Annotated in this window: 23 protein-coding genes and 1 tRNA gene; 2 read left to right on the top strand and 22 right to left on the bottom strand. The window is 73.3% G+C overall.

The features are described 5' to 3' along the window. Window positions 1-27 precede the first annotated feature (27 nt). The 9 genes from WD794_04545 to nadD all read right to left on the bottom strand — a co-directional run bounded on the left by WD794_04545 (window position 28) and on the right by nadD (window position 6,483). A complete protein-coding gene (locus WD794_04545; GenBank protein ID MEX2289581.1) occupies window positions 28-723 on the bottom strand; it encodes an urease accessory UreF family protein in 696 nt (231 codons plus the stop codon). After that, a complete protein-coding gene (locus tag WD794_04550; GenBank protein MEX2289582.1) occupies window positions 723-2,444 on the bottom strand; it encodes an urease subunit alpha in 1,722 nt (573 codons plus the stop codon). The genes WD794_04545 and WD794_04550 overlap by 1 nt, the downstream gene beginning before the upstream one ends. Further along, window positions 2,441-2,758, bottom strand: a complete 318-nt coding sequence (locus WD794_04555) for an urease subunit beta (protein MEX2289583.1) — start codon at window positions 2,756-2,758, stop codon at window positions 2,441-2,443. The genes WD794_04550 and WD794_04555 overlap by 4 nt, the downstream gene beginning before the upstream one ends. Then, complete coding sequence (locus WD794_04560) at window positions 2,755-3,057, bottom strand: urease subunit gamma (protein MEX2289584.1); 303 nt, start codon at window positions 3,055-3,057, stop codon at window positions 2,755-2,757. Before WD794_04560 ends, WD794_04555 begins: the two co-directional genes overlap by 4 nt. A 344-nt stretch (window positions 3,058-3,401) precedes the next feature. Beyond that, a tRNA-Ala gene (locus tag WD794_04565) sits at window positions 3,402-3,474 on the bottom strand. A gap of 16 nt (window positions 3,475-3,490) precedes the next feature. Further along, window positions 3,491-4,273: a histidine phosphatase family protein gene (locus tag WD794_04570; protein MEX2289585.1), complete on the bottom strand. Its 783-nt coding sequence runs from the start codon at window positions 4,271-4,273 to the stop codon at window positions 3,491-3,493. Then, on the bottom strand, window positions 4,192-4,593 hold the full coding sequence (gene rsfS, locus WD794_04575; GenBank protein MEX2289586.1) for a ribosome silencing factor: 402 nt from the start codon (window positions 4,591-4,593) through the stop codon (window positions 4,192-4,194). Before rsfS ends, WD794_04570 begins: the two co-directional genes overlap by 82 nt. Before the next feature lie 46 nt (window positions 4,594-4,639). Beyond that, window positions 4,640-5,842, bottom strand: a complete 1,203-nt coding sequence (locus tag WD794_04580; protein ID MEX2289587.1) for an LCP family protein — start codon at window positions 5,840-5,842, stop codon at window positions 4,640-4,642. Continuing rightward, entirely contained in the window at window positions 5,839-6,483 is a 645-nt protein-coding gene (nadD, locus tag WD794_04585) for a nicotinate-nucleotide adenylyltransferase (protein ID MEX2289588.1), read from the bottom strand. The genes WD794_04580 and nadD overlap by 4 nt, the downstream gene beginning before the upstream one ends. A gap of 37 nt (window positions 6,484-6,520) precedes the next feature. Here nadD and WD794_04590 point away from each other — a divergent pair, with 37 nt between their 5' ends. Then, complete coding sequence (locus WD794_04590; protein ID MEX2289589.1) at window positions 6,521-7,192, top strand: TetR/AcrR family transcriptional regulator; 672 nt, start codon at window positions 6,521-6,523, stop codon at window positions 7,190-7,192. Then, window positions 7,189-7,977 (top strand): maleylpyruvate isomerase family mycothiol-dependent enzyme, encoded by a 789-nt coding sequence (locus tag WD794_04595; protein MEX2289590.1) that lies wholly within the window; start codon window positions 7,189-7,191, stop codon window positions 7,975-7,977. Before WD794_04590 ends, WD794_04595 begins: the two co-directional genes overlap by 4 nt. 28 nt (window positions 7,978-8,005) lie before the next feature. Here the strand turns inward: WD794_04595 and WD794_04600 are convergent, their stop codons facing one another. The 13 genes from WD794_04600 to WD794_04660 form a co-directional block, all read right to left on the bottom strand. After that, a complete protein-coding gene (locus WD794_04600) occupies window positions 8,006-9,187 on the bottom strand; it encodes a DUF4349 domain-containing protein (GenBank protein ID MEX2289591.1) in 1,182 nt (393 codons plus the stop codon). Then, window positions 9,187-9,720: an RNA polymerase sigma factor gene (locus WD794_04605; GenBank protein MEX2289592.1), complete on the bottom strand. Its 534-nt coding sequence runs from the start codon at window positions 9,718-9,720 to the stop codon at window positions 9,187-9,189. The genes WD794_04600 and WD794_04605 overlap by 1 nt, the downstream gene beginning before the upstream one ends. 103 nt (window positions 9,721-9,823) lie before the next feature. Then, window positions 9,824-11,221 (bottom strand): VWA domain-containing protein, encoded by a 1,398-nt coding sequence (locus tag WD794_04610; protein MEX2289593.1) that lies wholly within the window; start codon window positions 11,219-11,221, stop codon window positions 9,824-9,826. A gap of 2 nt (window positions 11,222-11,223) precedes the next feature. After that, window positions 11,224-12,090: a MoxR family ATPase gene (locus tag WD794_04615; protein ID MEX2289594.1), complete on the bottom strand. Its 867-nt coding sequence runs from the start codon at window positions 12,088-12,090 to the stop codon at window positions 11,224-11,226. 67 nt (window positions 12,091-12,157) lie between these two features. Next, entirely contained in the window at window positions 12,158-14,449 is a 2,292-nt protein-coding gene (locus tag WD794_04620; protein MEX2289595.1) for an EAL domain-containing protein, read from the bottom strand. Next, window positions 14,446-15,528, bottom strand: coding sequence for a chemotaxis-specific protein-glutamate methyltransferase CheB (gene cheB / locus WD794_04625; GenBank protein ID MEX2289596.1), 1,083 nt, complete (start codon window positions 15,526-15,528; stop codon window positions 14,446-14,448). Before cheB ends, WD794_04620 begins: the two co-directional genes overlap by 4 nt. Beyond that, window positions 15,525-17,678, bottom strand: a complete 2,154-nt coding sequence (locus WD794_04630; GenBank protein ID MEX2289597.1) for a response regulator — start codon at window positions 17,676-17,678, stop codon at window positions 15,525-15,527. The genes cheB and WD794_04630 overlap by 4 nt, the downstream gene beginning before the upstream one ends. After that, window positions 17,668-19,146 carry a methyl-accepting chemotaxis protein gene (locus tag WD794_04635; GenBank protein MEX2289598.1) on the bottom strand — a complete coding sequence of 493 codons (1,479 nt, stop codon included), beginning with the start codon at window positions 19,144-19,146 and terminating at the stop codon, window positions 17,668-17,670. Before WD794_04635 ends, WD794_04630 begins: the two co-directional genes overlap by 11 nt. Then, window positions 19,131-19,673, bottom strand: a complete 543-nt coding sequence (locus WD794_04640) for a chemotaxis protein CheW (protein MEX2289599.1) — start codon at window positions 19,671-19,673, stop codon at window positions 19,131-19,133. Before WD794_04640 ends, WD794_04635 begins: the two co-directional genes overlap by 16 nt. Beyond that, on the bottom strand, window positions 19,673-21,079 hold the full coding sequence (locus tag WD794_04645) for a protein-glutamate O-methyltransferase CheR (GenBank protein ID MEX2289600.1): 1,407 nt from the start codon (window positions 21,077-21,079) through the stop codon (window positions 19,673-19,675). The genes WD794_04640 and WD794_04645 overlap by 1 nt, the downstream gene beginning before the upstream one ends. After that, a complete protein-coding gene (locus WD794_04650) occupies window positions 21,076-21,597 on the bottom strand; it encodes a chemotaxis protein CheW (GenBank protein MEX2289601.1) in 522 nt (173 codons plus the stop codon). The genes WD794_04645 and WD794_04650 overlap by 4 nt, the downstream gene beginning before the upstream one ends. 178 nt (window positions 21,598-21,775) lie before the next feature. Then, on the bottom strand, window positions 21,776-23,497 hold the full coding sequence (locus WD794_04655) for a hypothetical protein (GenBank protein ID MEX2289602.1): 1,722 nt from the start codon (window positions 23,495-23,497) through the stop codon (window positions 21,776-21,778). A gap of 52 nt (window positions 23,498-23,549) precedes the next feature. Next, the gene (locus WD794_04660; GenBank protein ID MEX2289603.1) at window positions 23,550-24,797 is read right to left on the bottom strand and encodes a glutamate-5-semialdehyde dehydrogenase; all 1,248 of its coding nucleotides are present in this window, start codon (window positions 24,795-24,797) and stop codon (window positions 23,550-23,552) included.

The following is a 24,797-nucleotide window of genomic DNA, read 5'->3' on the forward strand; positions in this document are numbered from 1 at the left end:
GGGGAAAGATGCACGGGACCTCCGAGATCAGGATGCGAACAGGCGGACATCGGCGCGGACGTGGGCCTGCGCCAGCAGGTCGAGCAGGGGTGCGGAGGCCGCAGGCAGCTCGGCCGCCAGATCGGCGCACGCCGCACCCTGCTGCGCGACGGCGTCGACGGCGGGGGACAGTGCGGCCAGCAGCGCGGTGACGCCGAGCGGGTCGAGCCCCAGCAGTCGCACCGCTGCGGACGCCGGGCCGCTGACTGCGGTACTGGCAGAGAGTGCTGCTGCGGCCGCGGCGCCTCCGCCAGCCGCGACGACGACCACGCCCAGCGCCAGCGGTGCGTGCGGGCGGTCGCCGACGAGGCCGAGGGTGGGCGACGGCCACGCCGCCGCTCCGGCCCTCAGCAGCCCGCGGCCCTGTGCCCGCGCTGCAGCTCGGGCGGCGGCAGAGGGGGTTCGGGCGTCCAGCTCTCGGTCCAGCGCGAGCAGCGCCGCGGCGACGTCTGCTCTGCCGGCCAGCACGATCGTGGAGGCCCGGGCGGCAGCCGCCGCAGCGACGAGCCCCGTGGTGTGCAGGCGGCCGGCGAGAAAGCGACTGAGCGTCGTCTCGTCGTGCACCGTGCCAGCGTCGACCGCCGCGGCGAGGCCACCGCTGTGGGCATGGGCGCCGACGGGCAGCCGGGAGTCCGCCAGCAGCAGCATTGCCGCCGGCAGGCCGACCCCGCTCAGTGCCTGCATCAGAACAGGAAGTAGCGCTGAGCCATGGGTAGGACTTCGGCGGGCGAGGACTCGACCCGCTCTCCGTCGATGCGCACGGCGAAGGTGTCGGCGTCGACCCTGATGTCGGGCGTCGCGTCGTTGTGCGGCATGTCCGCCTTCCCCACCCGACGCACGTCCTTGCCCGGAAGGAGCCGACGGCGCACCGCGAGGCGGTCCGCCAGCCCATCGTCCAGTGCTGCCGGTGCGACGAAGTGCACGCTGGTCGCGGAGGCCGTCACCGGCTGCGCCCCCCACATCGGCCGAGGCAGAACCGGCTGAGGAGTCGGGATGGAGGCGTTGCCGTCGCCCATCTGGGCCCAGGCCACGAGCCCACCCTTGACAACCACATGCGGCCGCACACCGAAGAACCGGGGGTCCCAGAGGACGAGGTCGGCCAGCTTGCCGACCTCGACCGAGCCGATCTCGTCGTCCATGCCGTGCGCGACGGCAGGGCAGATCGTGTACTTGGCGACGTAGCGACGTGCACGGAGGTTGTCCGCGCGGCCGTCGCCGGGGAGGGCACCTCGACGTACCTTCATGGCGTGGGCCGTCTGCCAGGTGCGCAGGATGACCTCGCCGACGCGGCCCATCGCCTGGCTGTCCGAGCCGATCATGGAGATGGCACCGAGGTCGTGCAGTACGTCCTCGGCGGCGATCGTCGACGGACGGATCCGGCTCTCCGCAAACGCCAGGTCCTCGGGAACCGACGGGTTGAGGTGGTGGCAGACGAGCAGCATGTCCAGGTGCTCGTCGAGCGTGTTCACGGTGTGCGGCCGGGTCGGGTTGGTGCTGCTCGGCAGCACATTGCCCTGCGAGGCCACGGTGATGATGTCGGGTGCATGGCCGCCGCCGGCGCCCTCGGTGTGGTAGGCGTGAATGGAGCGACCACGGATGGCGGCCAGCGTCGTCTCGACGTAACCGGCCTCGTTCAAGGTGTCCGAGTGCAGCGCCACCTGCACACCTGCAGCGTCGGCCACGGTCAGACACGCGTCGATAGCGGCCGGCGTCGTCCCCCAGTCCTCGTGCAGCTTGAAGCCCGCCGCGCCGCCCCGCAGCTGCTCCCACATCGCCTCAGCGGACACCGTGTTGCCCTTGGCCAGCAAGGCGACGTTGACGGGGAAGTCGTCCAGCGACTCCAGCATGCGGGCGAGGTTCCATGCGCCGGGCGTGACGGTGGTCGCCTTGGTGCCCTCGACCGGACCCGTGCCGCCCGCGACGATCGTCGTGACACCCGATCCGATCGCCTCGGGCAGCTGCGTCGGCGAGACGAGATGGATGTGGCAGTCCACGGCGCCGGCGGTGAGGATCTTCCCGTTGCCGGCCAGCACCTCGGTCGACGGTCCGATGACAAGTGCCGGCTCGACACCCGGCATGGTGTCGGGATTACCCGCCTTGCCGATGCCGACGATGCGTCCGTCGCGCACACCGATGTCAGCCTTGACCACACCCCAGTGATCGAGCACCAGGGCGCCGGTGATGACGAGATCCGGAGCGCCCTCGGCGCGGGTAGCGCGGGACTGACCCATCGACTCGCGGATCACCTTCCCGCCGCCGAAGACGACCTCGTCCCCCGGTCCCTGCGGGCCGAGTGACAGGTCGTCCTCGACCTCCAACAGCAGGTCGGTGTCGGCCAGCCGGACGCGGTCGCCGGTGGTCGGGCCGTAGAGAAGGGCGTAGCGCTCGCGGCTGAGGGCCGTCACGACCGGCCGTCCAGCGGTCCGCTCGAGTCGATCTGCAGTCCCGGCACGACGCGGTTCCCGCCGAGGGGCACGAGCTCCACCTCCATGTCGATACCGGGCTCGAACCGCACCGCCGTGCCGGCGGGAACTGCGAGCCGCTGGCCCCAAGCCGCTTCGCGATCGAAGTCGAGTGCTGCGTTCGCCATAGGGAAGTGGAAGTGGCTGCCCACCTGTACGGGCCGGTCCCCGGTGTTGACCACCCGGAGCATCGTGACCGGACGACCGGGGTTGAGCACCACCTCGCCGTCGCCGACGAGCACGTCACCCGGCTTCACGCGATCGGCCGGTGCACGGTCACGAGCTTGGTGCCGTCCGGAAACGTGGCCTCGACCTGCACCTCGTCCACGAGGTCGGCGACACCCTCCATGACGTCGTCGGAAGTCAGCACTGCACGTCCCGCGTCCATGAGGTCGGCCACCGACCGCCCATCGCGCGCGCCCTCGAGAACGAACGAACTGAGGACTGCGACTGCCTCCGGGTGGTTGAGCCGGAGTCCGCGCGCTCGGCGGCGCGCTGCCAGATCGGCGGCGTACGAGAGCATCAGCCGTTCCTGCTCATGAGGACTGAGGTGCAACACGGAGCCTCTCTGGTGGCGGGATGCCCCCGACACTGCCCGTCCTACGTGTCCTGCGGGTTGCGCGCGTGTTGTCGACGTGTGACATGAGGCCACCCTGTCCTGCGTCCGGTCCTCAGGAGCTGCCCGAACCACTCGGGGAGCTCCTGATGGCGCAGGGCACGGCGACGGTCCTCCCCGCCGAGGTTGCCGATGCGCGAGCTGCTGGATTCGCGCCGGTCCCCGACGACCGCTACGTCAGGGCAGACCCAAGGTTCGCTGCTCGGCGTGCGGAGAACCGCGCTGGCACCAACAGACGGCTCAGGGCGTCCCCTCGAAGGAGAGAACGCCCTGGTCGTACCGGGTGGAGCTGAGGGGACTCGAACCCCTGACCCCCACACTGCCAGTGTGGTGCGCTACCAGCTGCGCCACAGCCCCGTGGCCCTGCGATCAGTCACCTTACAGGCTCGGCGTCCGGACTCTGCGGCGCGCTGCCGACGGCGCGACCGCCCAGGTCGTGCAGGCCCTCGACGGTGCCGACCATCGGTCCGAGGCCGGTGTTGTGCCGCTCGAGCCGCCAGCCGAGGTCGCCCTCGACGAGCACCGACCAGCAGGTGTTGCCGAGCGGCGCCAACCGCCCCCAGACCTCGGGCGGCAGCTCCAGCAGCATCCCGAGCGCCGCCCGGGCGGTGCCGCCGTGGGTGACCGCGACCAGCGTCCCTCCCGACGGTACCTCCGGCAGGTACGCCCGCAGACATGCCGCTGCCCGCTCCCCCGCCTGCCGGTAGGTCTCTCCGCCGCCCCGCGGGGTATCGAGGCCGGAGCGCCAGGCGCGGTGCTCCTCCGGGAAGCGCTCCCGCACCTGCGCCGAGGTCAGGCCCTGCCAGCACCCGAAGTCCAGCTCGCGCAGCCGGGGGTCCGACACCGGCGACAGCCCGGCAGCCTGTGCGAGCGCCAGCGCCGTGTCACGGGCGCGTACCAGGTCGCTGGTGACCACAACGGCCGGCGCCGACCCAGCGAGCACCTGCGCGGCGGCGAGCGACTGCGCCCGGCCGACCGCGTCGAGCGGCGTGTCGAGCTGGCCCTGGATCCGGCCCGCGGCATTGTCGCCGGTGCGCCCGTGCCGGAGCAGGACGAGCCGGCGGGATCCCTCGGTCAGGACGAGCCGGCGACGCGGCGGCCGGCGCTGCGCTCGACGTCGCGGTCGGTGAAGGGGATGGCGGGGCAGTCCTTCCACAACCGCTCCAGGGCGTAGAAGACGCGCTCCTCCTCGTGCTGGACGTGCACGACGATCTCGCCGAAGTCGAGCAGCACCCAGCGGCCCTCCTGTGCCCCCTCGCGCCGCACCGGCTTGCTGCCCAGCTCGCGCAGGCGGTCCTCGATCTCGTCGACGACGGCCTTGACCTGCCGGTCGTTCGGTGCGGAGGCCAGCAGGAACACGTCGGTGATGACCAGCTGTTCACTGACGTCGAGCAGCAGGATGTCGCTGGCGAGCTTGTCGGCGGCGGCCTGTGCGGCGGCCAGCCCCAGCTGCACGGCGTGCGGGGAGGCGGGCACGGGCTCTTCTCTCGTCGACGTCGGAACGTGCAGGATACGTCCCGGGTCAGGCGCGGAAGTCGGCTCCTACGAGGACCACCACGTCCGCCACCGTCCCGAAGTCCTGCGTCACGACGCTGGTCGGCGGCACGCCGATGGCCTGCGCCACCCGCTCCCCCAGTGCCTGCGCCTCCGGAGTGGCCTCCCGCACCAGGATCTGGGTGGCCGGGTGGCCGAAGGTGGGGGCATTACGTGAGCCCACGAACACGAAGCCGGCCGGCGTCAGCTTCTTGCGCACCGCCTCGCCGAGGCCGGGCGTGCCGACCCCGTTGAGGACGAGCACGCGGTTGCCGCCCTCCCGCACCCCCGCCGGGACCGAGCCGGCGAACAGCCGGTCCACCACCGCGGTAAGCCGCTGCGCATCGACGCGGAACGCCGTGACGCCGCCGCCGGGGTCGATCGGGACGACCGGCAGGGTGTCGTACTGCATCTGGCCGGCCTCGTCGTCGGCGGCCAGGGCGAGCAGGAATTCGGCCAGTGCCTCCGGTTCGAGCGTCGACACCGACCGCTGGCCCAGGACCTGGAGGTGCGCCGCGAGCTCCGCCGCCGTGCGTGGCAGCACGTTGACCAGCCCGTCGAGGACCTCCTGCAGCCGGGCCAGCCGGGCCTGCTCCTGCTCCTCCGGAGCCAGGTAGCGCAGGAACTCGACCGCCTGCGCGCCGTCGAGGTTCTGTGCGCCGGCGCTGAGCACCACCGTCTGACCGCGCACCACCGGGACATCGACGTCGACCGGCACCCCGCCGAGCGCATCGACCAGCTGCGCGAACAGGGGCGTCGTCAGGATCCAGCCCTCGTCCACGGTCACGCCCATCAGGTCCGACAGCGCATCCCGCGAGCCCTGCGGCGGCACGGTGGCCAGCGCCCGGCCGAACGGCAGCGACCCGCTGCCCGGCACCGTGACGAGAACCTGCGGCGGTACGAGCAGCGCCGCGCCGGCCGGCCCCTCGCTGTCGTGCGCGAGCAGCGCGCTGGCCGCCGCCGCGCCGTTCTCGCCCTGCACCTGCAGCAGCAGCGTCCGCTGCGTGCGCACCTCAGCAGACGGCCCGCCCGGCGGCTCGGGCGCGTCGCTGGCCAGGTAGACCGCGAAGGCCGCCGCCAGCAGCGCCAGCACCGTCACCAGGGCCGCGACCAGCTGCCGCCGCCGCCGGCGCCGGCGCCGGCGCAGCTCCGCGCGGCGGCTGCCGCGGCTGCCGGGCACGACCTCCGTCACGACCCGCCCCGGTAGAGGGAACGCTTCTCGATGTACTGCACGACGCCGTCGGGAACGAGGTACCACACCGGGTGACCGCGGCTGACCCGCTCCCGGCAGTCGCTGGAGGAGATGGCCAGCGCCGGCACCTCGAGCAGCGTGACGGCCCCGGCGGGGAAGCTCCCGAGGTCGACGGGCGCGTAGCCCGGCCGGCTGACGCCGACGAAGTGCGCCAGCTCGAACAACCCCTCCGCGCCGTGCCAGCCGAGGATCTGCGCCAGCGCGTCCGCCCCGGTGATGAAGAACAGCTCGGCCGGGTCGATCGCCCGGTGCATGTCCCGCAGGGTGTCGATGGTGTACGTGGGACCGGCCCGGTCGACGTCGGTGCGGCTGACCGAGAAGCGCGGGTTGCTCGCGGTGGCGATGACCGTCATGAGATAGCGGTCCTCGGCCGGGCTCACCTCACGGTGCGCCTTCTGCCACGGCGTGCCCGTGGGGACGAACACGACCTCGTCGAGGGCGAATTCCGCGGCCACCTCGCTGGCCGCCGACAGGTGCCCGTGGTGGACCGGGTCGAACGTCCCGCCCATGACCCCGATGCGCCTGCCCACGCAGCGGGAGCCTAGCGACCCCGGCTGCCAGAGGGGGTGGGACCGATTCATCCTTGACTACCTAATGATCGTAGGACATCCTCCGAACATGCCTTCGCAATTGGCTCCACGTGCCGACCGGCGGCACCTGCGCCGCGCGGAGACCATCGAGCAGATCGTCCTCGTCGCGGTCGAGGTGATGGCCGAGCAGGGCGTGGCGGGTCTGTCGCTGGGCGAGGTGGCTCGCCGCATCGGCATCCGGCCCCCGTCGCTCTATGTCTACTTCGATTCCAAGCATGCGGTGTACGACGCCGTGTTCACCCGTGGCTGGCGCAGCGTCGCGGCGGCGATGGAGCAGCTCGGGCCACCGGAGGAGGGCACGGACCTACCGGCATACGCCCTGGAGATGGCGCGGACCTTTGTCCGCTGGGCAGTGCAGAACCCGGTCCACTCCCAGCTCATGGGCTGGCGACCGGTCCCCGGCTACGAGCCGTCGGCCGAGGCGTACGAGCCCGCCGTCGCGGTGCTGGAGCGATCGCTCGAGGTCATCACGCAGCTGCAGTCGCTGGGCCTGTTCCACGCCGACGTCCCCACCGAGGAGCTCATGCGCGGCTGGACGGTGCTGATCAGCGGCGTGATGACCCAGCAGCTCGCGAACGCACCAGAACAGTCCTTCGAGACCGGCACCTACACCTCGATGCTGCCTCAACTGGTGCAGATGTTCCTGGCGCACTACGCGCCGGACACCCACACACCGGCCTGCGGGGAGGGGAAACCATGACCGAGCAAGCGAATGCGCCCACCGAGCGCGCGCACGCGACCACTGCACGCCGTCCCGCGCTCGACCGCCACGTCGCGATGCGCCTGGCGGCGACCGAGTACGAACGGGTATCTGTCCAGCTGGCGTCGCTGTCGCCTGAGGACTGGACCAGGCCGAGCGGCTGCCCGCCGTGGGACGTGCGCGCGTTGGCGACGCATGCCCTCGGGATGGCGCAGATGGCCGCCTCGCTGCGCGAGCAGCTGCGCCAGATGCGCAAGGCCAAGCGGGCCGGCGGCATCTTCATCGACGCACTGACCGGGCTCCAGGTCGACGAGCACCGCGACCTGTCACCGCAGCAGGTCCGCGACCGGCTCCGTCAGGTCGGGCCGCGCGCCGCGAAGGCACGACGGCGTACGCCCGGCCTCGTCCGGCGGAGAACCATGCCGGACGAGCAGCCGCTCGGCGGTCGGCCGGACAGCGGCACCGAACGCTGGACGTTCGGCTACCTCGTCGACGTCATCCTCACCCGCGACCCGTGGATGCACCGGACCGACATCGCCGCGGCAACCGGGCGGCCGCTCGAACTCACCGCCGAGCACGACGGGGTGCTCGTCGCGGACGTCGTCCAGGAGTGGGCCGCGCGGCACGGCTCCCCGTGCAGGCTCATCCTGACCGGCCCGGCCGGCGGCAGTTGGACGTTCGGCGCCGGCGGTCCCGAGATGGGGCTCGACGCCGTCGAGTTCTGCCGGATCCTTGCCGGGCGCGGCTCCGGCGAGGGGCTGCTCGCGACCGAGGTCCCCTTCTGAGCGCTCGAGTCCCGCCCGCGGCCGACGGTCAGACCAGACGCCTCCTCCAGATCCGCCAGCCGAGCCGGACGGCCACCACGGCCACGGCCAGGCACAGCACGAGCAGGATGGCACGGCCGCTGAGCCGGATCAGTGCCTCCACCCCGGTGGTGAAACCGTGCCATGCGTCGGCAAAGGCCTTGGACAGCCCGGTGTCGGGCTGGGCACCTTTGACGAGCGGGTCGTCGGCCTCGGTGACCGACACCTCCAGGGTCGCCAGCTCACTCTGGTCGGCGAGCACCCGGCGCTGACCCTCGAGTTGGTCGATCTTGCCGGTCACGTCGTCCACCCGCTGCTGCACGGCCAGCACGTCGCCGATGCTGCGGGCCCGGGACAGGATGTCCAGGAAGCGTTCACGGGCGGCGCGCAGCGTGCGGATCTGCGCCTCCACGTCGGCGTACTGCGCCGTGATGTCCTGGCCGCTCGTCGTCGCGCTGCGCACCTGGGCATCCAGCGAACGCACCTGTTCGACCAGCGACTCGAACTGCTCGACCGGCACCCGCAGGGTCACGGATCCGGACGGCGTCGGCCCGGACTCCTGCGTCTTGGTGGCGGCGATGTCACCACCGGCCGCACCTGCCAGCCGTCGCACCTCGGTGAGCACGGCGGTGACCCGGCCGTCCTCGACGACGAGCGCGACGGCGCCGGTCCTGAGGATGCGGCTGCCGTCGGCGGCGACCGGCGCGGCCGGTGCCGGCGCCCGACCCGGTGCGGCGGCCTGACCCGGTGCGGCGGCGACCTCGCGGGCGGCGCCGGTGAGTTTGGTCGCCGCGGCGGAGCCGTCCTCTGGTTGCAGGGCGCCGTGCAGGGCGCGGCCCTCGGGGCCCGCGGCCGAGCCGCTCCGCTGCCGCGCGACGTCCGGCGCCTCGGGAACCGGTTCGGCGCGCTGCTCGTCGCCGCCTGCCGGGACGGGCGGCCGCGCGGCGCCGGCAAGCTGCCCCACCCGGTCGTCGGCGTTCCCGGCGAACAGGCCGAGACCCAGAGCCAGCCCGACAGCGGCAACTGCGGCTGCGGCCGACAGCTGCACCGGGCGCCGCCGCAGCAGCGGCACCACCGCACTCTCTTCGACGATCGCGTCCAGCACCTCCACCGGGCCGTCCTCGGGAACGGGGTAGCCGTCGGCGGCCTCGGCCAGCAGCGAGCGCAGGTCCTGCTCGGTCAGCGTCCCCATCACACGTTCTCCAGCTCGTCGTCGCGGACCCAGGCCGACAGGCGGGGGTCGAGGGCGAGCCGCTGCCGGGCGTCGTACAGGCGGCTCTTCACGGTGCCCGGACGGCGGTCGATCGCGGTCGCGATCTCCTTCTCGCTCAGCCCGGCGTAGAAGCGCAGCACCAGCGGGACCCGCAGGTGCTCGGGGAGGTCGGCCAGTGCCGCCAGCACGTCGCCGGCCAGCTGCGACTGCTCGGCGACCTGCTCGGGAGCGGGTGCGGTGTCCGGCAGCGCCGCCAGCCCCGCCGGCCCGTCGTCCTTGCCGACCCGCACCGACTGCGCCCGCACCCGACTCAGACAGGCGTTCACCACGACGCGGTACAGCCAGGGCTTGCGGCCCTCGCCGGCCGGGATGGCGCTGCGAAAGCGCCAGACCCGCAGAAAGGCCTCTTGGACGGCGTCCTGCGCCTCGTGCGGGTCCCGCAGCACCAGGCACGCCGTGCGGTAGGCGATGGCGTAGTCGCGGGCGAGCCACGCGTCGAAATCGTCGGTCACGTCCAGTAGACGCAGCCGGCGGCAGATCGGTTCGGGGTCAGGCTGCTTGCGTCATGCTGAGAGGAGCGCCTGCGCGCGACGGCAGCATGACGCCAGCCCCGGGTCAGGTCGGCAGCAGCCGCTGGACGAACTCCTCGAGCTGCACCGCGTTGCGGCACTCGACCATCTCGATCACGTCGGCGTACTGCGCCGTGGCGCTGTCGCCGCTGCCCCAGTACGCCGCCGGCTCGGGGTTGAGCCAGTAGGCGTGCCGCGACTTCTGCACCAGCGAGCGCAGCGTCGGCACCCCGGTGGCCCGGTAGTTGTTGCGCGCGTCGCCGAGGATCAGCAGCGACGTTCTGGGCCCCACCGCGTCGGGGTAGTCGGCGGCGAAGGTCTCGATCGAGTGCCCGTAGTCGCTGTGCCCGTCGAACCAGACCAGCTTCGCCTCGGCCGACATCCGCGCGAGGGCGTCCGCCACGTCGCCGCCGGGCGTGAAGAAGCGGGAGACCTCGTCGACGGTGTCGATGAAGGCGAAGGCCCGCACCTTGGTGAACTGCTCGCGCAGGGCGTACGACAGCATCAGCGTGAAGTGCGCGAAGCCCGCGACGGACCCGGACACGTCGCACAGCACCGTCAGCTCGGGCTTGTGCGGCCGGTGCGGCCGGTGGTGGGTCACCAGCGGGACCCCGCCGGTCGCCAGTGAGGCCCGGACGGTACGGCGGAAGTCCAGCCGGCCGGAGCGCCCGAGCCGGCGCTTGGCAGTCAGCCGGGTGGCCAGCCGCCGGGCCAGCGGGAAGACCTGCCGGCGCAGCTCGGCCATGTCGCTCCGGCTGGCCCGCAGGAAGTCGACCTGCTCGGCCAGCGGCTGCACGGCGTTCTTGGCGAGGGCCTCGGGCCCGCGGTCCTCGGCGAGTCGCCGTCGTACCTCGGACTCGACCATCTCCTGGAACTGCCGGATCCGCTCGGAGATGGTCTGCCGGGCGACCTTCTCGGCCATCCCGCCGCGCTGCTGGCCGGCCAGCAGCGCCTCGAGCAGGGAGGCCATCAGCGTCTCGGGGGACAGACCGCGCAGCACCCGGTAGGAGAACCACGCCTGCCGGCCGGGCTGGGTGTCGGCGCGGCCGAGCTCACTCACGGTGCGGCGCGCGAAACGCCGCAGCTCCTCCTCGTCACCGTCGAGCAGCAGTCCCTTCAGCCGCTCGCGCAGGGCCTGGACGTCGGGCGGACCGTCGCCGTCCAGCTCGTCGTGGTCCGGGTCGGTGTCCCCGCCCTCACGGGCATGCGGCTCCCCCGTCACGGGCGGGAACCACAGGTCGAACAACGTGTCGAAGGTCCGCCGGTGGGCCGGGCGCTTGAGGACCGTGGCGGCGTAGCCGGCGCGCAGCTGCTCGCGGTCGAGCAGGTCGACGACCCCGAGAGCGCGGGTGGCGTCGAGCACCTCGGCCAGCGAGATGTTCAGTCCCGCCTCGCGCAACGCGTGGAAGAAGCCGATCTCCCGATCGAGCAGCCCGCCCTGCACGGTCAGTCCAGCTTCAGCTGTGTGCCGGCCCGCTCGTGGTCGCTGGCGTGCTTGAGGACGACGCCGAGGGTGCCCTTGACCGCCGCCTCGTCGAGGGTGTCGAGGCCGAGGGCCAGCAGGGTGCGAGCCCAGTCGATGGACTCCGAGATCGACGGCGACTTCTTCAGCTCCATCGACCGCAGCGCCCGCACCGTACGCACCAGCGAGTCGGCCAGCTGCTCGGCGATCTCGGGCACCCGGGACAGCACGATGGCCTTCTCCCGCTCGGCGGTCGGGTAGTCCAGGTGCAGGTAGAGGCAGCGCCGCTTGAGTGCCTCGGACAGCTCACGGGTGGCGTTCGAGGTGAGCACGACGATCGGCCGGCGGGCGGCGGTGATGGTGCCCAGCTCCGGAATGGTGACCTGGAAGTCCGACAGCACCTCGAGCAGCAGGCCCTCGACCTCCACGTCCGCCTTGTCGGTCTCGTCGACGAGCAGGACGGTCGGGTCCTCGCGACGGATCGCCGTCAGCAGCGGCCGGGAGAGCAGGAACTCCTCCGCGAAGACGTCGTCGTGGATGTCGTCCCACGCGGCGTCGTCGTGCGCAGCCTGGATACGCAGCAGCTGCTTCTTGTAGTTCCACTCGTACAGCGCGCGGGCCTCGTCCAACCCCTCGTAGCACTGGAGGCGGATCAGCGCGGAGCCGGTCGCCTCGGCGACGGCCTTGGCCAGCTCGGTCTTGCCGACACCTGCCGGTCCCTCGACGAGCAGCGGCTTGCCGAGCCGGTCGGCCAGGAAGACGGTGGTGGCGATCGCGTCGTCGGTGAGGTAGCCGGCGGCGGACAGCCGCGACTGCACGTCGGCGACCGATGCGAACTGGGGGGTGAGCACGTCAGGATCCTCCTCGAAACCGAACGCCATTCTGCCCCGAGCGCCGCCAGGGGTCGCGCAGCGGGGGTCAGGAGCCCCGGGCCGTCAGCCACCACTGCTCGAACTCGCCGGGCGGCAGCGGGCGGCTCCACAGGAATCCCTGGCCGAAGTCGCAGCCCAGCCGGCGCAGCTCCTCGGCCTGCTCGGCCGACTCCACCCCCTCCGCGACGACCCTCAGCCGCAGTGCAAGGGCCAGGCTCACGGACGCCGACACGATGGTCGCGTCATCCGGGTCGGTCATCAGGCCGTCGACGAACTGACGGTCCACCTTCAGGGTGTCGACCGGCAACGTGCGCAGCTGCAGCAGCGAGGAGTAGCCGGTGCCGAAGTCGTCCACGGCGATACCGACCCCCATCGCCCGGAGCCGGTGCAACTGAGCGGTCGCCGCCTCGGCGTCCTGCACGACACCGGCCTCGGTGATCTCCAGCGACAGCGCGTGCGGGGACAGCCCGCTCGCGGCCAGCGCCGCCTCGACCCGCTCGACGAAATCACCCTGGACCAGCTGCCGGGGCGAGAGGTTCACGCTGACGGTGAGGGCACCGCCGCCGGGCAGGTCCCGGCGCCACCGGGCCATCTGCTCGCAGGCCTTGCGCAGCACCTCCCAGCCGAGCGGGACGACCAGCCCCGACTCCTCGGCGAGCGGGATGAAGTCGGCCGGCGACTGGAAGCCGCGCTCCGGGTGTTGCCACCGTACGAGCGCCTCGACCCCGGCCAGGCCGTTCTCGAGCGACATGATCGGCTGGTAGTAGACTTGGAGTTCACCCTGCTCGATGCCCCTGCGCAGGTCCGCCTCCGCCCTCAGCCGGTCGGCGGCGCCTTCCACGGCGCCCGGCGACGAGCTCTCCACCCGGTCGCCACCCCACCGTGTGCCGAGATGCGCCGCCGCCGCGGCCGCCGGCACCAGCTCCTCCGAGCGGGTGCCGGCCGCCGCGGTCGCGCTGAAGCCGGCGGTCAGCGTGACGGTGAGGTCCAGATCGTCGATCCGGTACGTGCCGGCCATGTGCCTGCGCAGGACATCGGCGGCCAGCACGCCGTGCGCCTCGTCACCGAGGCCGGGCAGCACGACGGCGAACTCGCCGCCGCCCAGGTAGCCCGCGGAGGGCCCGTCGACGTGCTGGCGCACGACAGGTAGCTCGAGCGCCTCCCGGAGGCGGTCGGCGAGGGAGGCGATCAGCCGGTCCATGCGGCCCTTGCCGAGGCTGTCGCTCAGGTCCGAACTCCTGTCCAGGACGACGACGACGACACCCACCACGGCGTTGGTCTCGGTCAGTGCCTCCACGGCCGTGTCGACCCGCTGGGCAAAAGCGGTGTGCCCGGGCAGGTGGGTGAGCGGGTCGTGCAGGCTCAGCGCCTCCAGCTCGTGCGCGATGACCACCACGCCGCTCGTGCGGCCGGCCCTGTCGCGCACGGGTGCCGTCTGCATCAGGACGGGCACGCTCTTGCCGTCCGCACGGTCGGCGAGCACGTCGAAGGCCCGGCCGATGTCGGCCGGCTCGCCGGTCCGCATGGTCATGAAACCGGGCCGCTCCTCGCGCGCGAACTCCTCGCCGGTGTGGTGGCGCAGCCGCAGGATCTCGCGCAGCTGGCGGCCCTGGAGCTCGGCGGGACCCTGCGCCCCGACGAATCTGGCGAGGGCATGGCTGGCGGCGGTGACCACGCCGTCGAGGTCGATCACCCCCATGACCTGCGGCACCGAGGCCAGCACGGTCGCCAGGCGCTCGCGCTGCGCGTGCACCTCCGACAGCTGCTGGGCCAGCTCGTCGCGCGCGGCGGCCAGCTCGGCCTCCTGCTGGCGCAGCTGCTGGTTGCTGATGACCAGGTCCTCGAAGCTGGACACCAGCAGGTCCAGGATCTGCTGGCGCTCGGCGGTGATCATGAAGCGCTGGTTGAGGAAGAACAGCTCCAGGCCCATCTGCGTCTGGCCGCTGTCCCGCAGGTTCCTGTTGTGCAGCATCATCTCGACCCGGCTGTTGAGGTGCGAGAAGGAGTACGGCTTGCGCAGGAAGTTGTCGGCGCCGGCCTGCAGACCGTGCACCACGTCGAGCGGGTCGGTCATCGACGTCAGCAGCACGACCGGCAACCGGTGGTCGTGCTGCTTGGCCTGCCGGCACAGCTCGTAGCCGTTCATGCCCGGCATGACGATGTCGCTGATCAGCATGTCGACGCCGCCGCGCCGGATGTGCTCGATCGCCTCCTCGCCGTCGGCTGCCGCGACCACCTCGTAGCCGACGTCCTCCAGGTGAGCCCGCAGGACCTCGCGCTGAGTGCGGCTGTCCTCGGCGATGAGCAGCTTTCCCGGCACGGCTGTTCCCCTCGTCACGATGTCGCCGGCAGCATGCGTGCCAGCGTCTCTGCCAACTGCTGGATCGTTCCGACCGAGGTGGCCAGACCCGCCTCCGCCACCGCTCGCGGCATCCCGAAGACCACGGAGGACTCCGCGTCCTGCGCCAGCACCGGTGCGCCGACCTGGCGCAGCGCGCGGGCGCCCTCGAGTCCGTCCGAGCCCATCCCGGTGAGCACCACGCCCGCTGCACCCGCGCCGTACGCCGCGGCCAGCGAGCTGAACAGCACCGACGCCGATGGGCGGAAGCCGGCGATCGGTGGGGTGTCCGACAGCACGACGCGCCCGGCGCGCCCCACCTGCAGGTGGCACCGGTCGGGCGCGACGTAGATCCGGCCCCGCACCAGCGGCTCGTCCTGCTCGGCGAGCGTCACCGGGAGCGACGTGGCGCCGCCGAGCCACGACCTCAGCCCCGGGGCGAAACCGTCGGCGATGTGCTGCACGACCAGGACCGGCACGGACAGTCGCGTCGGCAGCAGCTCGAGCAGCCGGTAGAGCGCCGCCGGCCCTCCGGTGGACGCAGCCACGCCGACCGCACGCAGCGGCACCGCCGGCCGCACCCCGGCTTCCGGCACCGGCACCGGCACCGGCTGGCTTGCCGGGGCCTCGGCACCGCTGACGTCGAGGTACCGGCGGACCGGGTGCACGCCGGCCAGCAGCCGGACCAGCCGGACGAACCGCTGGGAGTCCTGCAGGAAGGTCGGCGAGCCGGGGCCGGCCGGCTTGGGGGCCAGGCTCAGCGCCCCGGCCTGCACGGCCCGCAGCGACAGCGCGACGTCGTGCGCGTCGTGGTGAGCGGTGACCACCAGGATCGGCGTCGGAAAGCGCATCATGATCTGCCGGGTCGCCTCGATCCCGTCCAGGTGCGGCATCTCGATGTCCATGACGACGATGGACGGGCGCAGCGCGGCGACCTGCTCGACGGCCTGCCGGCCGTCACCCGCCTCACCCACCACGACCAGCCGCGGGTCGTCCGCGCACAGCTGGCGCATCAGCTCTCGGGACGTCCGGGAATCGTCGGCGAGGAACACCCGCACGGGCGGGGCGGCGGCGTTCACAGCAGTCGCGCAATGGTGTCGAGCAGGGTGCCCTGCTGGAACTCGCCCTTGACGACGTACGCGTCGGCACCCGCCTCCAGCCCGCGCTGACGGTCCGCGGCGGTGTCGAGCGAGGTCACCAGCACGACGGGCAGCTCACGCAGCCGGGTCGAGCTGCGGATCCTGCGGCACAGGTCGATGCCGCTCATGCGCGGCATGTCGACGTCGGAGACGACCAGGTCCGCGCCGTCGGCCTGCAGCTGCTCCCAGGCGTCGGCGCCGTCCACCGCCACTGCGACGGAGTAGCCGGCGGCCTCGAGGATGCTGCGCTCCAGCGCCCGAGTCGTGACGGTGTCCTCGGCCAGCAGGATCCGGGCGGCGGCGGTCGGGGCGGCGCTGGCCGTCGCCAGCACCAGCGGTGCGGCGGTACGGCCGACGGCCACCGGGTTGACGACCACGGCGGGCAGATCACCCTGGACCACGATCACGCCGAGGAGGCCGGGCGCTCCCGCCAGCCGTGCCGGGACCGGCTCGACCGCGACCTCGAACTCGTCCAGCAGCGCGTCGACCACCAGGACCACGTCCCCGCCGCGCGGCACGATCACCCCGATCAGGTCACCGTCGTCCAGGGCCTGGTCGCCGAAACCGAGCGCACCGGACAGCGACACGGCTCGCACGCTCCGGTCGCCGAGGGTGAGCAGCACCGAGCCCTCCACCTCGCGCAGCGCCTGCCGCTCGACCTGCACCACCCGGTCGACCGAGGCGGTGGGCACGGCGACCGTCTGTCCGCCGGTACGGACGAGCAGGACCCGGAGTACGGCCAGGGTCACCGGAGTCGTCAGCCGCACCTCGGTCCCGACGTCTGGCTGCGAGACGACCTGTAGGTTCCCGCCGAGCTGCTCGAGGCGGGCGCGAGCGGCATCCAGCCCCACGCCCCGCCCGGAGACGGCGGTGACGTCGGCACGGCTGGACAGGCCGGGCACGAAGGCCAGCTCCATGTCGTCGTCCGGTGCCGCCAGTCCTCGCCGCTCGGCCGCCTCGCGCAGCCGACGGGCGTCGATCCCGGCTCCGTCGTCCCGCACCGTGACGTGCAGCATGCTGCCGTCCAGCGTGGCGACGACGCTGACCGTCCCGGTCGTGGACTTGCCGGCGGCGGCGCGCCCCGCGGGCTGCTCCAGACCGTGATCGACGGCGTTGCGGACCAGGTGCAGGAGCGGATCGCGCAGCGCGGCGATGACGCCGCGGTCGACGTCGATGTCGCCGCCCACCAGCTCGAACCGGGCTGCCTTTCCGGTGGTCGTGGCGACGTCCCGTACGACGCGGTCGAGCGAGCCGCAGGCGTCGGCGAAAGGCTGGGTGCGCAGGGACTGGGCGGCTTCGGCGACACCGGCGCTGGTGTGCTCCAGCGCGCGGTCGGTCACCTCCACCGACCGGGCGAGGGTAGTGACGGCCCGGGCTGCGTCGTCGAGCAGGGTGTCCAGCGAGTGCGCCACGCTGCCGGCGCGCTCCTGCCGGAGCGCGGCGCGCAGCCGGCTGCGTGCCGCCTCGACCCGTTCTGCGGCGTGCGCCGCCTGGTCGGCGACCTCGTGCAGTCGCCGGGTGGCGACCAGCCCCTCGCCGGCGCGGCGCAGCACGGCGTCGAGCTTGTCGGCGCTGACACGCAGGGAGGCGGCCGGCTGTGCCGGGACGGACACCGGCTCCGCCGGTGCGGGCTGCGCCGGTGCGGGCTGCGCCGGTGCGGGCTCCGGGTGCGGCGGCTGCGCCCGCGCGGGCTGCTCGGGGCCGGCGGACCTCCCGCCGGTGGGCGGCCCGTCCGCCGGCGCGGCGGCGACCTCGTGCAGGCCTGCGGCCAGTGCGGACAACGTGTCCGTCTCGCCGAGCAGCCGGGTGACCAGCGCGGAGTCCGGGTGCAGCTCCCCGTCGCGGACGGCGGCGAACGTGCTCTCCAGCCGGTCGCACACCTCGACGGCCTCCGGGACGGAGGCGGCGTGCGCTGCCCCCTTCAGGCTGTGCGCCGTGCGGAACAGCTCCTGCACGAGATCGGCGCCCGGCGCCTTGCCGGCATCCTGCTCCAGCCGGAGCAGCCCGGCGCCGAGGAGCTGCAGCCCGTCGTCGAGCTCCTCGGCGAACAACGCCCGGAGCCGGTGCTGCAGCTGCTCGTCAGCGCCCATCGGCAGCGGCTCCCACCAGCTCCTTCAGCTCGGCGGACACCCGGTGCAGGTCGCGGGCGGCCTGCTCGGCCTCGCGAGCCGACCTGGTGTTCTGCTCCATCACCTGCTCGATGTTGCGCATCGCCTCGCCGATCTGCCCGGTCACCACGGCCTGCTGCACCGAGGAGGCCGCGATCTGCTCGCCGGCCTCGGCGGCAGAGGCGACGTTGTCGGACAGCTCACGGATGGTCTGGCCGGCCTGCTCGGTGCGGCTGACGCCGTCCGCCACCCGCTTGGTGCCCTCCTCGCTGGCCATCACCGCCGTCGTCGTGCCCTGCTGGATCTCGCCCAGGATCTGGGAGACCTGCGCGGTGGCACGGCGGGACTGTCCGGCCAGGCCGCGCACCTCCCCGGCCACGACGGAGAACCCCTTGCCGTGCTCGCCGGCCCGAGCCGCCTCGATCGCGGCGTTCAGCGCCAGCAGGTGCGTCTGCCCGGCGATCTCCTCCACCGCCGAGACGATGTCGGAGATCGCCTGGGCCCGCTCGGCCAGCTCGACGACCGTACGGGCTGTCGTGTCGACCTGCTCACGGATCGCCACCATCCCCGCCGCGGACTCCGCGACGGCGCGTGTCCCGTCGTGCGCGACCTCGGCGGCACGCTGGGCCTGCTCCGCCACCGCCCGGGCCCGCTCGGCGCTCTGCTGCGCGGTCTGGACGAGTTCCTCCACCGTCGAGACGGTCTCCTGCACGGCCGCCGCCTGCTGCGCCGAACCGGACACCTGCTGGGTGGTCCCGGCCAGCACCTCGGCGGCGGCGGCGTCGACCGTGAGCGCCAGCCCCGACAGCCGGCGGGAGATGCGGTTCGTGAGCCACAGGCCGACCAGGAGTGCCGCGAGGAAGGCCACGGCGCCCAAGGCCCAGACCAGGTTCGTCGCTTCCTGGGCAGCGCTGTCGGAATCCGCCACGGCCGAGTCGATCTGCTCTTCCTGCAAGGCGATGAACTCGTTCAGCAGGGTCTCGAGCCGAAGGAGCGCCGGGGCCTGCCGCTCGGCGAACAGCGTCCCGATCGCCGCGGTCGTGATCCCCGGCCGCTGGGCGTCCCGCATCACCGCCGCAGACTCCTCCAACCAGCGGTCCCGGGCCGGCCGCACCTGCGCCACCAGCTGGCGCCCCGCCTCGGTGTAGACGCGACTCTCCAGGGCGGCGACGGCCTCCTCCGTCCGCCCCTCTGCCTCCTGGATCTGGGCCAGGTAGCCGGCGTCCCGGGTCAGCAGATAGCCGCGACTGGCGTTGGCCCGCTCGTGCACCGCGGCGTTCGTCCGGTGCGCATCGCTCACCAGTCTCGCGTCGCGGTCGATGACCTGGTTCTTCGCGGTGAGGACGCTCTGGAGGGCCAGGACGGCCACCAGGATCATCGCCAGGGTGGCCAAGAGCGGCACCGCGTAGCCCGCGAGCACCTGCTTGCGGATCGTCATGGTTGTTGCCACGAGGGCTCCTTCGTCGGGTCGGGCGGCGTGAGCGAGAGCCGGGGGTCGCGCAGCAGGACGGCGGGGTCCAGAACGAGGTCGCCGCCGGGAAGGAGCGCGGTGACCAGCCCGCCCGGCTCGGCCGGCGAGCTCAGCTCCTGCCGGCTGACCGTGACGATGTCCACGGTCGTGTCGGCGAGCAGCCCGAGCGGGGCCCGGGCGTGGTCCAGCACGATCACCCACTGCTGGTCGGGAGGGACGGATCCGGGCAGGCCGAGCAGGACGGCCAGGGCCGCGACAGCCAGGGCGTCTCCGTGCCCGCCCACCAGGCCGGTCAGTGCACCGCGGCCACCGGGCACCTGCGCCACCGGCCCCGGCGGGAGCACCTCCCGGATGCTGCCGACGGGGATCGCGACCTGCTGCCCGCCGGCGATGACGACGAGCAGGTCCACCGTGTCGTCGTCCTGCCGCTCGGCCAGCGGACGGGCCAGCTCGGCGGCGCGGGCGGCCAGCAGGACGTCGTCCCCGGTGCGCGTCGGCGGCGGCATCAACCACCGGCCGGGTGGTGGGACAGGTAGCGCGCGGCGATGGCGGCCAGGTGCCCGGCAGGCAGGTCGCCGACCAGGGCGACCGGAGCGTCGTCGGGCGCCGCCGCCAGCAGCCGGGAGCCGTTGCGGAAGCTGCGCCGCGCCCGCTCGGCGTTCCCGCGGGCATGCTCCACCTGACCCAGCAGCAGGTGCGCCGCGGCCAGCTCCGGCCCGAGGTAGACGGCTGAGGACGCCGCCTCCGCCGCCTCGTCGAGCCGCCCTGCCTCCAGCAGCACCACACCCGCGAGGTACCTCAGCTCCACGTCCAGCGGATGGGCCTGCGCCGCGTCGCCGGCGATGCGGCATGCCTCGGCGACGCGCCCGGCGTCGCCGAGGAGCCGGATCTGCTCGGCCAGCGCGGTGGCCGGCGTCGCCGCCGGGACCGGCGCGGGTATCGCCGCCGGGGCGGGCGGCCGCGCCGGTGACCGGTGGGCAGGTCGGGCGGCCGGGCGGCGGCGGTGGGCCTCGGGTGCCCCCGGCCGCGCGGAGGATCGCGGCTGCGACACGGCGGGCGGTAGCGCCGTCGCGGGCTGCAGCGCCGACACGGGGGGCGGCAGCCCCGGGAGGCCGGCGCGGGCGCGGCGGTAGGCCAGCCCGTACCGGGTGCGCACCGGCTCCAGCCCGGGCGCGTCCAGCGGCGGGTCCCCAGCGGCGGTGATCAGCCAGCCGTCCTGCGTGAGGGCACTGGCGAGCACCGCGGAGGCCCGCTGCACCGCCTCCCGGGTGAGGTAGATCAGCAGGTTGCGGCACAGCACGACGTCGAACCTGCCCGGCGGCGGCGGACCGTTGAGCAGGTTGCGCTGCACGAACCGGGTGCGCTGCCGTAGCTGCTCGGCGATCTGGAAGTGCCCGTCCCGCTCCCGGAAGTGCGTGGCCTGCTCAGCCGGCGTCGTCGAGCGCATGGACCACGGCCCGTACGTGCCGCGGCGGGCCTTGTCCAGCGCCCGGCCGGAGGCATCGCTGCCGACGACGGTGCAGCGCTCCCCGAGCCCCGCCTCCTCCGCCAGGGCGGCGAGCGTGAAGGGCTCCTCCCCACTGGCGCACCCGGCGCTCCACAGGGTGATGCTCTGCTCCGGTCCTGACCGGGCAGCGAGTTCCGGGAGGACGAGCGCACGCAGCAGGTCGCACTGCACCCGGTCCCGGAAGAAGTAGGTCTCGCCGACGGTCACCTGCGCGACCAGCCGGTCATGCACCTGCCCAGGACGGGAGACCGCGTCGAGGAAGAGCTCGGGCGACAGGCCGGAGGCGACGCGCTGCGCCTCGATCGCCGCCAGCAGCCGGGTCCGGCGCGGCCCGCTGAAACTGAGCCCCAGAGCCGCCTCGAGATAGCCGACGACGGCGGTGGAGCGGTCGGTCGAGGTCGTCACCGCGACGCTGCCGCGAGCGCCTGCTGCAGCGCCTCGTCCAGTGCTGCCGACTCACCGCTGGACAGGAAGCCCTGGACGTCGAGGATGACGAGCAGCCCGTCCGGGAGCACGGCCACACCCGAGCTGCGCACCGCCTCCGCCGCGCCGGCCACCGCGTCGTCGACCGTCTCGGCGGGCACCGTGAGCATGTCCACTGCAGCGTCGACCAGCAGAGCCACCTCGCGGTCGGGCAGAGCCAGCACCACCAGCCGGTCCTCGAGCCGCAACGTCCGACCCGGCAGACCCAGCCGACGACGCAGGTCCAGCACCGGCAGCGGCCGGCCGCGCCGATTCACCATGCCGACGACGACCTCGGGGGCGTCCGGAAGTCGGGCGAGCTGCACCGCCGGATGGATCTCGACCACCACGTGGGCCGGCAGCGCACAGCGGTGCCCGTCCACGTCCACGACGAGCAGCGTCACCGACTCAGCAGCCGTACCGTCCGGTGTGGTGACAGGCAGCCGCAGGGACGGCTCCATGCGCTGCATCCTCCGGTTCCGCAGATGTCGCTCGGCAGGTCGGCACGGCGGGACACCGGTCCAGCCGAAAAGCTAGCCCCTCCCGGCTCCGGCCGCGCGACTTCTACCCACATCGGCCGGGTGCGAAGCCGATCATGCCCGACGCAGCCGCGCGCGACTCCACCCGCACGTCGTGCCGCTACAGCTTGTTCAGCCGCGCGAGCGAGGACCACCAGGCCGTACGGGTACGCGTCGAGGCGTAGTCGTACACGCTTCCGCCGACCACGCCGGCGGCGACCGCACCGTCCACGTACGCCCGGATGTCGCTGTCGCTGACCTGCGTGCCGTCGGCGGCGGGGTAGCCGCGACCGGCGATGTGGACGGGTCGACCGGTCCACGAGGCCGCGTAGCGCGCGTTGGTGGCGGTGTAGTCGCGGACGCAGGCGTCCCGGCAGGTCTTGGGCCAGTACGACATCGGCAGCACGAGGTCGGCGCTCTGCCCGACGCCCTTCCACGGGAAGCCCTCCCAGGTCTCGCCGGCCTCGTCGGTCGCGGTCGGCTGCGGGGTGATCGCCGTCAGGGGGGCGTTCGTGCGGGCACGGACCTGCCGCAGGTGCTCGACGGCACGGCTGTTCATCGTCGTGCGCGGCACCTCGTTGCTGCTGCCGATGCCGGTGTGCGCCTCGATGTCGACGCCGACCGCGTCGAAGCGGCCTCCGGCCGGGGTGACCACATCGGCGATGACCATGGTGCGCCGCAGGTCGCGGGCCATGTCGCCGTAGCCGGGCAGGTACCACCCGACGGCGGAGATCCCCCGGGCGTGTGCGGCGTCCACCCACTGGACGGCGTCCGGGGACAGGTCGAAGGACGCGCTGAAGCGGGAGGTCTGGAGGTAGACGGTGCGTACGCCGCGGCTGCGCAGGTCGTCGAGCGCGGCGGCCCGGTCGAGCGAGGCGTAGTCATAGAGGTCGACCCACGCGCCGAGGCCGTGGAAGACCGAGACGCCGCCCAGCGCCGTCCACAGGCTCCAGGCGCCGTCCGCCGGGCGGCTGCGCAGCACGTAGCGCCCCTGGGGGTCGCGGGCCACGACGACGGTCTCACCGGTGGAGGTGACGACCGCGCCCGGGCCGGACCGGACCGCACCGGGCAGGGTCGAGTAGCCCGACCAGCCCGTGCCTCGGACAAAGGACTTCAGCCGCAGGGCTCCGTCACCGCCGCGGACGAGGACGTCGAGCCGGCCGTCGCCGGTGGTCACCGCCGCCGGCTCGGAGTAGAGCGTGCCGCCGAGGGAGGACCAGCGCGACCAGCCGCCGCCGGGATAGTAGAGGTGCACCAGCGCCCCGTTGGTCCCGCGGGCGAAGACGTCCAGCCGGCCCGGGACCATCGACACGGCAGCGGGTGCGGAGGCCAGCGAGCCGCCGAGGCGCTCCCAGGCGAACCAGCGCCCGCCCGCGAACCACGTGTGCAGCAGCGTCCCGTCCGTGCCGCGGGCGAAGACGTCGAGTCGGCCCGGCGCCCAGGAGACGACGGTGGGGGCGCCTGCGAAGCGACCGCCCAGATGGATCCAGGGCGACCAGCGGCCGTCCACCGCGTACTTCTGGACCAGCTGGCCGGACCCGCCGCGGGCGAAGACGTCGGTACGGCCGGCGGTCATCGACACCGCGGCCGGCTTCGAGGTGATCGTGCCGCCGAGAGAGGTGGTCCGGGACCAGCGCCCGGCCTCGTCCCGGACCTGCCGCTGCGGCGTTCCGCCCGGGGCGCGGGTGTAGACCTCGAGCACCCCCGGGCGGGGCTCGACCAGCGCGGGCGAGGCGAGCTCCAGCGCCGCTGTGTCGGCGTACTGCGCGGCCGACGCCGGCGCGGCAGGGCTGAGGAGGGCGGCGAGCAGGGCGGACAGGGCGAGCAGGGTGGCGCGGCGCATGTGGCCAGGATGCCTGCGGCCAGGGTGTTTCGCAGCCGAACGGCGCGAGCCGTCAGCTCCGCACGTGCCCGTCGCCGGTGACGACGTAGGTGGTGCTCGTGAGCTCCGGCAGGCCCATCGGCCCGCGCGCGTGCAGCTTCTGCGTACTGATTCCGATCTCGGCACCGAAGCCGAACTCGCCGCCGTCGGTGAACCGGGTCGAGGCGTTCACCATCACCGCGGCGCTGTCCAGCGACCGCACGAAGCGACCGGCCTCCGCCACGTCCCTGGTGACGATGGCCTCGGTGTGACCGCTGCCCCAGCGGCGGATGTGCGCGACCGCCTCGTCGAGGGAGTCGACGACACCGACGGCGAGGTCGAGCGAGAGGTACTCCGCGGCCCAGTCCTCGTCCGAGACCGCAAGCGCGCCGACGTCGTAGGTCCGCGCGCGCTCGTCGGCGTGCCGGGTGACGCCGGCGTCCTCCAGCGCCCGGACGACGAGCGGCAGGAACTCTCCCGCCACGTCCCTGTGCACCAGCAGCGTCTCGGCGGCGTTGCAGACACTCGGCCGGTGGGTCTTGCTGTTCATGGTGATGTCGACCGCCATCTGCAGGTCGGCGGAGGCATCGACATAGACCGTGCAGTTGCCCACCCCGGTCTCGATGACCGGCACCTGCGACTCGCTGACGACCGCCTGGATCAGGCCGGCGCCGCCACGTGGGATGAGGACGTCGACCAGGCCGCGAGCCTGCATCAGCTCCTTCACGCTGGACCGATCGGTGCCGGGCACCAGCGAGATGCTGTCCGGCGGCACGCCTGCGGAGGTCGCCGCCGCCGCCAGCACGTCGACCAGCACAAAGTTGGATCGGTAGGCGCTGGCGCTGCCGCGCAGCAGCACGGCGTTGCCGCTCTTGAGGCAGAGCCCCGCGGCGTCGGCGGTGACGTTCGGCCGGGCTTCGTACACGATCCCGACCACGCCGAGCGGGACCCGGATCTGCCGCAGCTCCAGGCCGTTGGGCAGCCGGCTGCCGCGGACGACCTCGCCGACCGGGTCGGGCAGCGTGGCGACGTGGCGCAGGCCGTCGGCCATGGCGCCGACCCGCGCCGTCGTCAGCGCCAGGCGGTCGAGCAGCGCCTCGCTCGTGCCGCCCTCTCGCCCGGCCTGCACGTCCTCGGCGTTCGCGGCCAGCACCCGGTCGGTGTGCTCGACCAGCGCGTCGGCCATCGCGTACAGCGCCGCGTCCTTGTCCTTGCGGGGCAGCGGCGCGAGCCCTGCCGCCGCTACCCGTGCGCGCCTGGCAACCTCGACGACCTCGCTCAT

This window comes from Mycobacteriales bacterium (assembly GCA_040902655.1).
In the GTDB taxonomy this organism is placed as follows: domain Bacteria; phylum Actinomycetota; class Actinomycetes; order Mycobacteriales; family SCTD01; genus SCTD01.